The 14,181-nt window shown below is 44.8% G+C and carries 14 protein-coding genes; 6 read left to right on the top strand and 8 right to left on the bottom strand.

Annotated elements, in window-relative coordinates:
• Positions 1-16 precede the first annotated feature (16 nt).
• From W293_RS0111080 to W293_RS0111055, 6 genes are all read right to left on the bottom strand, one after another.
• Complete coding sequence (locus tag W293_RS0111080) at positions 17-877, bottom strand: SGNH/GDSL hydrolase family protein (protein ID WP_025652504.1); 861 nt, start codon at positions 875-877, stop codon at positions 17-19.
• Positions 871-2,268 carry a nicotinate phosphoribosyltransferase gene (locus W293_RS0111075; RefSeq protein WP_025652503.1) on the bottom strand — a complete coding sequence of 466 codons (1,398 nt, stop codon included), beginning with the start codon at positions 2,266-2,268 and terminating at the stop codon, positions 871-873. Before W293_RS0111075 ends, W293_RS0111080 begins: the two co-directional genes overlap by 7 nt.
• A 298-nt stretch (positions 2,269-2,566) precedes the next feature.
• Positions 2,567-3,634, bottom strand: a complete 1,068-nt coding sequence (locus tag W293_RS0111070; RefSeq protein ID WP_025652502.1) for a bifunctional nicotinamide-nucleotide adenylyltransferase/Nudix hydroxylase — start codon at positions 3,632-3,634, stop codon at positions 2,567-2,569.
• A 112-nt stretch (positions 3,635-3,746) separates the two neighbouring features.
• A complete protein-coding gene (locus tag W293_RS0111065) occupies positions 3,747-4,748 on the bottom strand; it encodes an alpha/beta fold hydrolase (protein WP_025652501.1) in 1,002 nt (333 codons plus the stop codon).
• 262 nt (positions 4,749-5,010) lie between these two features.
• On the bottom strand, positions 5,011-5,535 hold the full coding sequence (locus tag W293_RS0111060) for an IS630 family transposase (protein WP_156915621.1): 525 nt from the start codon (positions 5,533-5,535) through the stop codon (positions 5,011-5,013).
• Complete coding sequence (locus tag W293_RS0111055; protein WP_025652499.1) at positions 5,510-5,860, bottom strand: IS630 transposase-related protein; 351 nt, start codon at positions 5,858-5,860, stop codon at positions 5,510-5,512. Before W293_RS0111055 ends, W293_RS0111060 begins: the two co-directional genes overlap by 26 nt.
• A gap of 454 nt (positions 5,861-6,314) precedes the next feature.
• Between W293_RS0111055 and nfuA the strand changes: the two genes are divergently transcribed.
• Positions 6,315-6,995 (top strand): Fe-S biogenesis protein NfuA, encoded by a 681-nt coding sequence (gene nfuA, locus W293_RS0111050; RefSeq protein ID WP_025652498.1) that lies wholly within the window; start codon positions 6,315-6,317, stop codon positions 6,993-6,995.
• Positions 6,996-7,231: 236 nt separating this feature from the next.
• Positions 7,232-8,554, top strand: coding sequence for an O-acetylhomoserine aminocarboxypropyltransferase/cysteine synthase family protein (locus tag W293_RS0111045; protein WP_025652497.1), 1,323 nt, complete (start codon positions 7,232-7,234; stop codon positions 8,552-8,554).
• A 112-nt stretch (positions 8,555-8,666) separates the two neighbouring features.
• On the opposite strand, the gene W293_RS0111040 is transcribed toward W293_RS0111045, so the two are convergent.
• Together W293_RS0111040 and rsmI are read right to left on the bottom strand one after the other, a co-directional pair.
• Positions 8,667-9,686 (bottom strand): adenosine kinase, encoded by a 1,020-nt coding sequence (locus W293_RS0111040; RefSeq protein WP_025652496.1) that lies wholly within the window; start codon positions 9,684-9,686, stop codon positions 8,667-8,669.
• Positions 9,687-9,738: 52 nt separating this feature from the next.
• Positions 9,739-10,704, bottom strand: a complete 966-nt coding sequence (gene rsmI / locus W293_RS0111035; protein ID WP_025652495.1) for a 16S rRNA (cytidine(1402)-2'-O)-methyltransferase — start codon at positions 10,702-10,704, stop codon at positions 9,739-9,741.
• A gap of 124 nt (positions 10,705-10,828) precedes the next feature.
• On the opposite strand from rsmI, the gene W293_RS0111030 reads away from it, so the two are divergent.
• From W293_RS0111030 to W293_RS0111015, 4 genes are all read left to right on the top strand, one after another.
• On the top strand, positions 10,829-11,353 hold the full coding sequence (locus tag W293_RS0111030; protein WP_025652494.1) for a YraN family protein: 525 nt from the start codon (positions 10,829-10,831) through the stop codon (positions 11,351-11,353).
• A gap of 263 nt (positions 11,354-11,616) precedes the next feature.
• Positions 11,617-12,465 carry a BON domain-containing protein gene (locus tag W293_RS0111025; RefSeq protein WP_025652493.1) on the top strand — a complete coding sequence of 283 codons (849 nt, stop codon included), beginning with the start codon at positions 11,617-11,619 and terminating at the stop codon, positions 12,463-12,465.
• Between the two features lie 218 nt (positions 12,466-12,683).
• Complete coding sequence (locus W293_RS0111020) at positions 12,684-13,676, top strand: alpha/beta hydrolase (RefSeq protein ID WP_025652492.1); 993 nt, start codon at positions 12,684-12,686, stop codon at positions 13,674-13,676.
• Between the two features lie 186 nt (positions 13,677-13,862).
• Positions 13,863-14,114, top strand: coding sequence for a BolA family protein (locus W293_RS0111015; RefSeq protein WP_010200621.1), 252 nt, complete (start codon positions 13,863-13,865; stop codon positions 14,112-14,114).
• Positions 14,115-14,181: the final 67 nt, after the last annotated feature.

Here is a 14,181-nt window from a genome sequence, read left to right as displayed (position 1 = left end):
TTTGAGATATCAGCTTTTAGAAAGCAGGGCTGCTCAATTCGGCAGCTGATGAATTAAGCAGTTTGACAATGAGCTCTGCTAATTGCTGAGCCCAATAGCCGTACATTAAGCTGCTAGGGTGAAAGCCATCACTAGCGAACATCACCTTGATATCAATTGGCGTACCCTTAGAGTGCTCTTCTATCATCCGTGGAAAATCAGTGGCCATATAAGTGATGCCCTCATTACTCGCACACACTTGCTGTAATGTCTTATCAAGGATTGAGGCTTTAGCACCGACGAAGTTATTCAAAGGGGCCGGTATCGCAGGCATTTGTGCCATGGGCGGTAGACTCAAAAAAATCAGTTGCCTTACGCCAAATTTACGCTGAGCGATAATGATAATGTCTTCTATTTGCTGCTGCCATTTACCCACAGAGACGTTCGAGGTAGTATCATTGACGCCGACACTCAGCACCATCACATCGACAGCTTGACTAGGAGCGGGCAGAACATAAAGCCTGCGCAAGATATCGAAGCTGGTATGTCCGGTGGTCGCTTGCAACGACCAAATCAGGCTATCAAACTGGCTATTAATCACGGATTGCTGCGCTAAGATAGGCATCAAATTACCAACCAGCGCTTCTTGTTGCGTTTGACTACCGACACCTGCTGCTGCTGAATCTCCAACGATCATTAAGCTCAGCGTTCGTTTGGTCTTATCTTCAGTGTTAGCAAGGGTATCAGTCGATTTGCCTAATTGAATATGTCCGTGTCGCTCTCCGTTTGGCTCAGGCAGGCGCACCGTATCACGCTTGACTTTGCGGCCTTGATAAAGATAGACAGGAGCGAGTAGGACGTCTCTTGCGACCGAGGCTATTTTATTGCTATTTACCATCCTGCACGCTCCCGAATCGTAGTGAGGCTGTCGTCTACCAATAATTTGCCATCGATATAAACATCACGTAATAGGTTATCTGCACCAGCGGGTAAGTCATCAGCTTTAATGGTTTTTGGCTTGCCATTAGTGCTTTGTATTAATGCCAAGCGGCCTTTTTTTGAGCGTTTCGAGCGGCTAGTGACAGGATCTTTATAGATATCTTTCCATACGCCATCGATAGAGATGGCACTGGCTTTCATCGCCCAGCTCATGGTATCGCGATTGACTTGTTGTAGTAGACCACCGCCCATGCCGAAAGTAATATTGTCAGCACTAAAGCCTGCCTTCATGACCACGTCGATAATTTTGCTCAAGCTTTGCGGGCTGATGCCATCCCCTTGGATGACACGTACATAATCTGGCAAAACTTTGTAGCCTTTGCTATTAATGGTCGTGCCAAACTTCACTGCCAAGCGTTCCAGCGCCTCGCGAACTACTTTAGCAGGCTCACCACTATCAGGTCTGATGACTAAAGTACCGCCCATGTTTTTTACGTCGTCCTTCAAGCTGCCGCCCCAAATATTGTCAATAGCATTCCATAAATCATAGCTATCAGAGACCACTGAAAAACTTTTGCCAGCCCCGCCAAACTGCTCAATCATATTGGCAAATGCCGCTGTCTCACCATCACGACCCCAAGCAGTCATAGTACTATGTTCAGCCGCAGGGATAGAAAACGCAGGCATGTCTTTATCCATTTGATACCAGCGACTGGCAGCCACCAAAGCCGTCATTGAGTCTGTGCCAGCAAAGTTTACCAAATGTGCCAAGCTGCCCAGTGCGACAGATTCTTGACTAGACGCACCGCGTGAGCCAAAGTCATGTAAGCGGAACGTCAGTGATTCGGTATTATCTGCTGATTTTTCTAGCGCTTGACGAATGATGCCTTTGCAATAGTGCGAGACACTGGCGACCGTCGACGGATACCAGATAGCACGGAGTAATGCCGTTTCGATATAACTTGGTAGCCAATAGAATTCTGGGTCAGTATTGATAATCTGACAGACCACATTGGAGACGGACACGATGCTGCCTTCAGGTATGGCTTCGATACGTAGTGGCAAATAGCCGCCATGCTTATCAACCAAACGCTCCCAACCTGCACGGTTAAAGGTTAAGCCATGCGCTTGAATCAGTATTTCGGCTTCATCAATGTCTTGGTGGGTAATAGGGGTACTCAGGTATTCTTTGATAAAGGCTTGCAGACCAAAGAACACTACGTCGTAATCGCCTTTACGCGCTTCGATATAGCTGGATAGATACTCACTACCGCTTGGATATTGCACCCAATGTGAGGTTTTATAGCTGTCGCTATTTAAGATTAAATTATTTAAATTGCTGGTATACATCACAGAACTCCTCTGCTTTGAGTGAAATGGACGACTTGCGTCACTGTTGAGTCTTAAACGGACTAGAAGTATTTATATAAATTAGCATTAATTTATTGCTCAACAGTCTAACGGTTCATCCATTGACAGCATCTAGTAAGGACACCTAAATGCTGCGTAATAACCCGTACCGTCTATCGGTTTGGGCGGTGAAATTATAAGTGGCACTGATAAAACCAAATTTATGAGGTAAATTATATAGAGTGTCGTTAATTGAAAGTAGGGCATTAATGCACTAAACAGTCAGCGACAGAACACCTTATAAGCCAACCATTTTGGTGATAATCGCATAATGATCTTCAAACATCATGGTGGCATCCAACTCGGCAAGTGGTAGCCAAAATGCTTTGGCCGCGTCGTCACCGCCTTTTACTTTGGGCAGACCTTTCGGGTCGTTTTTTAGCTGAAAGTAAAAGGCTTGAGTAATCGTGCGACCACGCGCTGAGCGGTAAGGGTCGTCAAAGGTATGCTGACTATGACAAGAGCCGCGTAATACTGGCTCTGGGACTTTAAGGCGTGTCTCTTCGCGTAGCTCACGGATACAGGCGTCAAATAGGGTCTCTTTTGGATTCAAAAAACCACCGGGCAGTGCCCACAGCCCGCGCCCTGGCATGCTGCGACGTTCTACCAACAGAATATGACCTGACTGGACGACCAAAGCGTCTGCCGTCATAAAGGTAGGCGGGTAAGGCGCAGACTCCCATTGTCTTTTATACTTATCGACGAAGTCAGCTTCTTCGTGCAACTGTTGATAATCCTCGGTTTTCTTGAAGTCATTTAGGACGTTGCGGGTCGACTCAGGGGTGCGCTCAGGCGTTGGCGTGGCACCCATCAGATAACTATCCCGAATAGGGGTAGCCGATAGATTGTGATAATTGGGCACAGAGACAGACGCCCAGTTGGGGAATAGCGATAAATAATATGATGAGCTGTCCTTTGAATGACCAATGAGACCGATATCGGTCTGCAAGTCGCCAGTGACTGACTTTACGCCTGCTTGCACGTATTGCAGCCAGCGCGTGTCATTGTAGAGCGCATCATCGAGTCCAACGCAGTGAATACGCGCGGCATCTGCTGTTGAATACGCGCCTTTAATCATCGCGGCGCGCTCAGCAACGCTAAAGGGATTGCGCAAGCTACGTGGTAAGTTGGCGGAGCCGATGAGCATGATGACATTGTCGGCACGCTTCAAGGCTTCATCCACAACCGCTTTGTGCCCGCAATGAAACGGCTGAAAGCGGCCAATAAACACCAAATAACGATAGTGTTTTTTGTCCTGCTTATCTGGGTTTTGTATCTCTAGATCTTGCTCTGATAATTCACTCATAGACGCCACTTTCCTACGACTTATTTTTTATTGGTTAAAAATTGATGACGCTAATACTGACACAGCCTATGACTTTCTGACAAGTATAAAGATGTATAGGGGTGTATCATCGTTAAGTTGCATGCTGTGCAATCCACGCTGCCACCGTTGGCCAAATCTCTGTCGCAGCATTGCGGCTAATCATAATGCGGCTATGGGTATAATCGTCCAAATCGCCATGGTTGATTGCGTATTCACGAAAGACGTTGTGAGGGTTAGCGAACTTGTCAAAAAACAACTGACAGCCACGGGTTGGCGAAATGAAATGGTCACCTTTGGCACTGATCGCATAGATAGGCGTGGTAATAGTTGGCATATGCTGACGATAATCGAAGTGGCTGTTATTAGATACAGTATGAGATGTAGTATTTTTAGAGGCGATAGTAGAGGGCGTATTGTCATTAATCGTCGTTGTTTCAAATTTACTTTGTTGTATAAAGCTGCTTTTAAAGTCTTTGTTTAGGTTCCAGTTGTACCACTGGTTCATCGTATAGTAGCTTTCGTTAAAAGGACCCATTTTAAGCTTCTTAGCTGGGATAAAGCCTAGTAGTCTCGTAAATACTTTGGCTGCGAGAATTTTAGTGCAGCTAATCGGGTTCGATACTGCGCCATAAACTTGACAGGCAAACATACTGATACTGTTTATGCGGTTAATGTACTGCGGATGTTGGATTAAAAACATCGTTAAGCAGGCACCGCCGCCACTGTGGGTGACGCAATGTAGATTATCCAGTGTTAACTCAGTGAACAAGTAACGAAAGGTGGCCTCAAAATCATAGGTTGCAACGGTTTCGAAGTTGAATTTGTCTGTTGGTATCGAGCTTGCACCATGACCGCGCCATTCCATAATGTAGCAATGATGACCAAGTTGTGCCAGATAGTGGGTGATTCTCAAACAAGTCTGTTTGTCCGAAAAGGTCCCATGGGTCAATAGGATGTTTTGTGCTTTTATCTCAGGCGTATGGGTGGTGAGGATATCAGTTTTGTTTTCGTTTTTCGCTGTATCCACAATTTTCCAGACGGCTATTTGCTCACCATCTTTGGTGCTTACCAGTTTTAGGGTCTCTGTCATCATAAAACGGTCTCGTCTAGATTGTCTTATTATTAGGTAGATGATTAGGGCGCGTCTTCAATTCACTCGATAGTCATCTAAATGGGCTAAAAATGGCTAAATCTTGCCAAACATCGTCAAATAGCTTGTTAATATCCCGATATTATCTACGCTATTTTTCTTGTTTGACGGCAATTTATCTCATTTTTATCGCCATTTTTGAAATGAAGACACGCCTTAGGTCATTTGCTGTATCGTTAATGCGACAGCAATGCTATCGCTATAGTCAGTTCAAAACAAAAGTGTTATGGCTAGGACAAACATCATAAAATAATTTGGATAAGTCGTTTTCCATCCACCCTTGGCGTAGAAACTTCACTTGAGCCCATTTTTTCTCAATAGGGTTCAAGTCTGGGCTGTACGGCGGCAGCCATAGGATACGATGACCATGCCTGTTCAGTAATTTTTGGATACGTCTACTTTTATGAAACCGAGCGTTATCCATGACAATCACGCATTTGGTTTTAAGGCTTGGGATTAGGGTGTGTTTGCACCAATCGTAGAATATGCCGCTGTTAATGTTGTGTTCAAAGTAATCCAGTGCAAATAGCATCTTTTCATATAGAGCCCCAATGACGTTGGTTCGCTTTTTACCTTGCCAGTTGTAGCTGTCGATACAGGGTTTGCCTATCAGTGCATAACCATGAGGACGAATGGTCTGGCTTTCAAAACCGCTTTCGTCCATATACACAATGGGATAACCTTGCTGTTTAAAGTTATCAAGCTTACTCTGATACGCCGCTCTTTTTATTGGACATGCTTTTGGATGCTCTAAGGTCTTTTTTTTGACTGATGCCTAGGCGTTTTAAAGCCTCACAAATGGCTGGGGCAGTACAGTTGAACCGTCTTGCTCTCTCATAGTGATAGTCATCAGGGTAACGCTCAACGTCTTTACGTAGTGCATCATCTGGTATTTTTGATGGCGTAACATTGCGAGTGCTCTTACTATGCAGCCGTTTCTTCCACTTTTGAATGGTGGTTGGACTAATATCATAAAAAGAGGCTGCCTCGGCAAAAGTCATGCCACCTGCTAAGCTTTTAAGAACTTGTTTGCGATAATCTAGTGAGTAAGTCATGATAATTGAGTATATCTGTTGAGATGTTTTATCTTATAACATTTTTATATTTAATACACTATACTATGTTTTTATCCTTGATAATTCATTTGCCAGCCTTAATATAAACAATAGCAGACGCGGTGTGGGTAATTAAATAATTTTGCATCGCATTATTAGTGGTCGCTATTATCTATATTAATGTCACCTATTTATCTTTTATATGTCACCATTAAAAAAACCAATAGTGGCTATTTATAACGGTCACGCTTTAATTCGCAGTAGCGCAGTCGGAATTATTGACTGAATGCGCTATAATAGTGATTATAAAATCATCAAACCTTTATCAAGATTGCCGTTAGAGCACTATAATATCAACCGTTATGCTTGATAATTTTTAAATCAAATTGCCCAAATTCACGACACAGCAGCTATGACAGCAGTCGCGTTTGTGTCATAACGCATAGGAAAAATTATGAGTGAGCACAATCAAACCAGCCAAGCAGATCAATCTGCAGACTATGAATCAGCGCTAGATACTGAGCAAACAGAAACAAAAAGTAATATTACCATTACCGAGTCAGCCCAAGGGTACTTGGCCGATTTACTGTCCAAGCAAGATACTGACGGCATCGGTGTGCGTATCTTCGTCGAGCATCCTGGTACGCCGCGTGCCGAGTGCTGTATGGCTTATAACCAACCGGGCGAAGAAGACAGTGCCGATTTGCGTTTTACTTATGATGATTTCTCTGCCTTTATCGAAGCGTCATCAGTCCCTTATCTCGAAGATGCAGTAATTGACTATAATAAAGACCGTTTCGGTGGTCAGCTGACCTTCCGCGCGCCAAACTCTAAAGTACCGAAAGTCGGTGCCGATGCCAGCGTCGAAGAGCGTATCAACTATGTATTGCAGTCTGAGATTAATCCAGGCTTAGCGGCGCATGGCGGTGACGTACAGTTGCTTGAACTGATTGATGAAGAAGGCGTTGGTCTCACTGCCGTATTGAAATTCGGTGGTGGTTGCCAAGGTTGTTCAGCAGTCGACATGACCTTGCGTCAAGGCGTTGAAGTACAGCTTAAGCAGCAAATACCAGAGCTGACACAAGTCATCGATGAGACGGATCATACTCGTACTGAAAATGCTTATTACAAATAAGTGGTAAGTATCAATACAATCAGAAGTAGATTGAAATAGGGTTACTTATGCTGGGTGGTTATTAATAAACCCAACATTGGCTATTCTTTTCATAAAGAAGCTGGGTTATGATTAACTCAGCTTTTTTTTATGGCTATCATTTATAAGATGGCTTTTTTAGAGATTATTGGTCAATCTATACCTTTGAATGATTTATTTTGATTGATGCTTTTTTAGTGACTACCAAGGAGTTTGTTATGAGTGATGGACAACCAGAGAGCAATTTAGATAACGGCACAAAACCTACGCAGCGTCTAGAGACCTTAGCGATTCATGCCGGTTATAGTGTTGAGCCAACGACCAAAGCGGTCGCTGTGCCTATTTATCACACCAGCTCGTATGCGTTTGATAATACCCAGCATGGCGCAGATTTGTTTGATTTAAAAGTCGCAGGTAATATCTATACCCGTATCATGAACCCGACCAATGCGGTATTAGAAGAACGCGTAGCAGCGCTAGAAGGCGGTATCGGCGCGCTTGCGGTTGCATCTGGTATGGCAGCCATTACTTATGCCATTCAAACCATTTGTGAAGCGGGTGATAATATCGTGGCGGTATCAACGCTATATGGTGGTACTTATAATCTATTTGCTCATGCTTTGCCGCGTCAAGGTATCGAAGTCCGCTTCTTTGATCACAAAAATCCTGAAGCGATTCGCGATTTAATCGATGATAAAACCAAGATGGTCTTTGCTGAAAGTATCGGTAATCCACTGGGCAACATTATTGATATTCAAGCACTCAGTGACATCGCGCACGAATATGGTGTGCCAGTGGTGATTGATAGTACGGTTGCCACGCCAGCGATTTGCCGTCCGTTTGAGTTTGGCGCGGATATTGTCATTCATTCATTGACCAAATATATGAGTGGTACGGGCACCTCGATTGGTGGGGCGATTGTCGATAGTGGTACGTTCCCTTGGGGCGATTACCCAGAGCGCTTCCCGTTATTAAACACGCCAGACGACAGCTATCACGGTGTGAACTTCGTCAAAGACGTCGGCGCTGCGGCCTTTATCGCTCGTGCTCGCGTGGCACCATTACGTAATACTGGTGCAGCGTTAAGTCCGCTAAATGCGTTTGGTATCTTGCAAGGGATGGAGACATTGAGCTTACGTATGGAGCGTCATGTACAGAACGCGCAAGCCGTTGCTGAATATCTACGTGACCATGACAAGGTCGCTTGGGTAAAATATGCGGGTCTGCCGGATCATCCTGAGCATGAGCTTGCCAAAAAATACATGAAAGGTACGCCTTCTGCGATTTTAACCTTTGGGGTAAAAGGTGGACTTGAAGCAGGCGCGCGCTTTATCGATGCCTTGCAACTAATTACGCGCTTGGTCAATATCGGGGATGCCAAATCATTGGCGTGTCATCCAGCGACGACCACCCATCGCCAGCTCAATGAGCAAGAGCTAAAAAATGCAGGTGTGAGTACCGACATGGTACGTCTGTCGATTGGTATTGAACATATTGACGATATCAAGGCTGATTTAGAACAGGCATTAGCCTTGGCTTAATGTACAAGTTTCTTATTTCTTAACAATAAAATAATTTGCAAAAGAAAAAGCCCATATCGATTTGATATGGGCTTTTTTATTAGTGCTTTTCCGTCTGAAATATATAAAGAGATTAAGCGGACAGTACCCGTTTGGCAATCTCTTTATAGTCCTGCGGCATGAGTCGCGGGCCAAACTGCTGAATCACTTGTGCGGACACTTCGCTGGCAAGACGACCACATTCTGGTAAGGTGTAGTGCTGCGATAGCGCGTATAAGAACGCACCGGCATAGTTGTCGCCAGCTCCATTGGTATCGATGACATTGGCAACGACTGGCGTAGCAATATCATGGACGATTAACTCTGACTCGGCATCAGGTTTATGAGCGATAACGGCACCTTTTGCGCCATCAGTCACTACCGCAATTTGGCAATGCTCAAGTAGCGCACGTGCGGCAGCTTTGACTTGTTTTTTATCCGTAAAAAGCTTGGCTTCTTCACTATTACAAAATATCACCGCCACTTTATTGCCTAGCATATTGAGCAAACCGTCTTTGGCGAATTTAACCACGGCTGGATCGGCGAAGCTCACCGCAATCTTTGCATTATGAATGCCAGCTTGCTGACGTAACTGAGTCATGGCTGGCTGGATGCCCTCGGACATGGCCAAATAGCCTTCTAGGTATAGCCAATCTGCTTGCGTTAGCGCATCAAAATCGACGTTATCAGCGACAATATCGCTTGAGGTGCCTAGATAAGTCTGCATGGTGCGTTCACCATCTTCGGTCACTGCCACCACACAAGATCCAGTTACACCGCCTGCATGTATAGACTTGTCTGAGGTGGCGACGCCTGCTTCGTGCAAGTCCCTGAGGTAAAAGGCGCCTTGATCATCATCGCCCACACGGCACGCATAAAAGGGCTTGCCGCCTAAGCTGGCAAACGCATACATAGTATTTGCGGCTGAGCCACCACCGGCTTGTTTTGATGGCGCAATTTCTGCAAGTTGGAAGTAGGCCAGCAGTTGCTGCTGCTCTTCGATACCTGCCAAGGTCATATTCCCTTTGGTCAACTCTGTCTCTTCTAATGCTGCATCAGATAGCACATATTCGTGGTCAACCAAGGCATTCCCTATCGCCATTACATCGTACATTGTTCATTTCTCCTCAATTAAATTATAAACGGCTATTTTTTATATTCGAAAGTCATTCGGCTTGTAGTTCAAGCAAACGCTGATAAAGGGCATTCTTTTTGACGCCCGTAATATCGGACGCCAATGCAGCCGCTTTTTTGACCGATAAATCCTCTAACAAACGCTGTAATAATTTATCATGGAGGCTGATATCGTCAGTATCTTGTGCCGCATCAACGCCAGCGACCACCACGACTATTTCGCCGCGCTGCTGATTGTCATCTGCTTTGACAAACTCAACCAAGTCGCCCAGCGTACTCTTACGAACAGTCTCAAAAGTCTTGGTCAATTCACGGCAAAAAGTCACGTCACGATCGTCGCCAAATATCGTCGCCATATCTTCTAAGCTGGCGATAATACGATGCGGCGCTTCATAAAATATCAATGTTTCGGTACGCGTGTTTAGAGCAGTCAGTTGTTTTTGGCGACCATGAGTTTTCGCTGGTAAAAAACCAATAAAGCTAAAACGGTCTGACGGCAATCCCGCTACAGACAATGCAGCAATAGCGGCAGATGCGCCAACGATAGGTGACACAGTAACCCCAGCGGCATGGGCAGCTTGCACCAATTGATAACCAGGGTCACTGACCAACGGCGTGCCGGCATCACTGATTAAGGCGACCGAATAACCTTGCCCGATCATCTCAATAATTTTAGGCGTTTGAATGGCGCTATTGTGCTCATGATAGGCCCACAGCTTATTATGTCCTTTTTGCTTACCTACAGTCTCGGTGGCATCGGCATTATCAGCGCTATTATGAGTGGCTGGCGCTTTGGTATCGTCCGTTTTACTGCCTTTGCTATCTTTAGTGTCGATGCCAAAATGCGACAACAGTTTACCTGAGGTACGGGTGTCTTCACAGGCAATGATAGCGACTTGCTTTAGGATATCGACCGCATGCGGCGTCATATCGGTGAGATTACCAATCGGCGTGGCAACGATATAAAGACAAGCTGGCATCGCAGTAGGGGTAGACATAAAACCTCGAAGTATTAAAAACAGGAATTAAAAAATAAGGTGGCGCTGGCATTTATCATATATCAATCATTCAAGTAGTGAATAATTAATAGCGATAAAAGGACGCAAAAGTGGTTAGTTTAGCATGTTGTGCTATGATAATTATGAAATGTTGAGCAGACCCATGGACGTTATGGCAGATCATAAACCTTTGACCCTTACTTCACCAAAACAGCGCCAAGGCAGCCGCTTTGAACAACGAGCGTGCGAGTTTTTACATGCGCAAGGATTGCAGCTGATTGCGCAAAACTGGCAGCAGCCTAAAGTTGGTGAATTAGATTTGGTAATGTTGGAGACGGGTTCAGCATGGTCGACGCTGGTATTTATTGAAGTACGCCAGCGCCAGCATTCAGGGTTTGGTGATGCCGCGCTTAGCGTTACGGCAAGCAAACAGCGTAAAGTGATCAAAACAGCTCGTTATTTTTTACAGGCGCACCCTGAATATAGTCACTATGAGTGCCGCTTTGATGTCATTGCTTATGATACGAATAAGGTCAATGCTCGCAGCATTGCTGCTAACCATACAAATAGAAATAACGATTATATCAATGATAAATCAGAGAATAAGCCGGAGTGGCTAAAAAGCGCTTTTATAGCCAGCGCGTGGTAATGTTGCGTTTTGACTGTGTTACCAAACAGGCAAAGAAAATACGACGGCATGTTATCGTTACCAAAAACCTAACTGTCCACCGTAAAAATTAAGTAAAGTAATTGAACGAAAATGGCTAGTCGTAGAAACGATGACGTTAGCGATTACTCAGTCGATAATTCTTACTTTGATATTTGATATTTGATATTTGATAGTTACTCAGTTAAAACTGCTAAACCAATTGAACCCAAACAATCGTCACATCATGCTCTAAGAGGTAAATAATGACACGGATGCATTTGCGCACTGCTATTTTTGGCTTATCACGTCGCACTGCGATAGGCGTTATGCTAATGACTGGTCTCATCAGTACAGGTTGTACCACCAATTATCTGACTAATAGTACCGAGGGCACCTATGGCGTGCCAATGACTGAGCGTACGATTCCACAGCGTCTGCTCGATCGTAGTATTGAGCATACGGTCAAAATCAATGTTTATGGTCTCAAAGAAGACCTACAGCAAACCAGCCGCATGGGCATTGATAGTTTTAACAGTGAAGTGTTGCTGACTGGCGAAGTGCCTACCGAAGCGATTAAAGCAGAAGTCGAAAAAGTCGTGAGCTCTATGCCCGATGTACGCCGTGTCTATAACGAGCTGAGCGTTAGTGCCTCGAAGGGTTATAGCTCAACGGTTCATGATGGTTATATCACTTCCAAGCTGCTGGCAAAAGTCGCGGCAAGTGATGGCGTCAAAGCCTCACAGATCAAAGCGGTGACCGATGATGGGGTGGTTTATATCATGGGACGCATGACGCCTACCCAGCAAAGCCACCTGATTGATATCGCTAACGACACAGTCGGAATCACAGAGCTGGTATTACTGACCACCGTCGTCGATGATAGAGGGGTTAAGTTGGCTGAAGACGATATTATGTATGAAGATAATTTGGCCAACCCTGCCACAGCGCCCGTTATCGACCCTAATGTAGCGTCTAACGTCAACCCTAATGTAAATAATGTCGCAACGGCTGATGCTGCTAGTACTGCGACGCCTATCGTTATAACAGAGGAAGGCGAGTCAGTTACTCAGCCGTCATCTAGCCCTTATATTGACCTTTATCAGAATCAGTAAGCCTTCATTGAGATCAACACGGCCTAATAGGCTTACTGCCGAGCAATCACAATAAGCCTAAACAGCGGCAACAGTAAAAGCACGATAATGCATCGATCAGCCAGTAAGATATAACAGGTGAAGAATAGACAAGACAGACCCTAATGTTCATTCTATAAGACGGCTGTCGCAATGCTATTAGGTTTGACCAATATATAAATATAATAGGAATACTGGCAATGAAAGATGCAAACAAGCGCGCGCAGCACAATACAATTAATCATAAAATAAACAATGAAAGCTTTGTTAGTAATACCGCTAGCAAACTAGGTATTTTAAAATTTACGGGCGCAGCCGCATTGGCAGTAGGTGGTATCGCACTTGCCGCTCAAAACGCACAAGCTTTGTCACCGCTCGCTGTGGTCAATGGCATTACGTCAAGTGGTGGTGTTGGTGTTAGTAAAAATATTCTATACGGTGATGAGCCATTACAAGATTTGGATATTTATTATCCTAAACCTTTAGCCCAAGCTATGAAAGCCGAGAGTCCTATTACTGGTAGTTATCCGATGGTGGTTTTCGTCCATGGCGGCTCGTGGGAGAGTGGTAATAAGGAACAGTACGCCTTTGTCGGTCAAAGTTTGGCGCAGGCAGGCTATGTCACTGCTGTAATTAATTATCGCAAAGCCCCTGAACATGTATATCCCGATTACGTCGAAGATGCAGCGCAAGCGATTGCTTGGAGTTTCGACAATGCGACCAGCTTGCATGCTGATCCAAAACGCTTGGCAGTGGTTGGGCATTCTGCTGGTGCGTTCAATGTGGTTGCTGCCGTTGCTAATGAAGATTTTTTAGCACCTTATGGTATTAAGCCAAAAGACATCAAGGCAGTTATTGGCATTGCAGGCCCTTATAGCTACGACTTTCGTAAGTTTGATAGCGCAACAGCTTTTGCTGCTGATGCCACACCAGACGAGGTTATGCCCGACCGTCATATCAAAGGCGAGCAGCCGCCTTATCTATTGCTCACTGCCGAAAATGATAAAATCGTGTACGCTACCAATACTATCAAGATGACTAAAGCGCTAAAAGAGGCGGGTGTTATGGTAGAAAACGGTGAAATTGAAGGGGCCAGTCATGCGACCAGTATCGGAGCTATGGCGCCACCACTACGCTGGCTAAACGATGTGCGCGCGCAGGTTTTGACTTACTTGGATAAAGAGCTCAAGTAGTCGTGTTTGTTAATCTCAGTACTGCTTGAATGTCTAGCGTCTAGAGTGTTTATAACCGTATCCTCATTGCTGGTTTTATGGCTTAGGCGCAGTTGCGTAAGACAGTACTGTAAGATGCTTAAACTCTTGTTATAATGTCGTCACTTTACCTCTATACCCTATTTAACACTTAAGGCAGAATATTCTATGAGCATGAACGCTGACGACCTGATTGCATTTTTACAGACTCATTTCCCAGACGCTTTTATTCAAGCTGCCAATCAAGGTAATAAGTTTGATGTACGCGTGGTTGATGCTAGTTTCGAAGGCAAGCGCGCCGTGCAACGCCAGCAAGCGATCTATGCGCTAGTCAACGACAAGATTGCCAGTGGTGATATTCACGCGCTCAATATTCAAGCGCTGACACCTGCTGAATGGGATGTTCAGTCAAAAGGTTAAATTTTTTATATACGCTGGGCTTGCACAGAACTGATTGTTTTAACGATTATTACAATGATTGGTTCGA

Origin of the sequence: Psychrobacter sp. TB67, assembly GCF_000511065.1 — a bacterium.
In the GTDB taxonomy this organism is placed as follows: domain Bacteria; phylum Pseudomonadota; class Gammaproteobacteria; order Pseudomonadales; family Moraxellaceae; genus Psychrobacter; species Psychrobacter okhotskensis.
The sequence above is the reverse complement of the archived record's forward strand: the minus strand, read 5'-3'. Positions and strand labels throughout refer to the sequence as shown.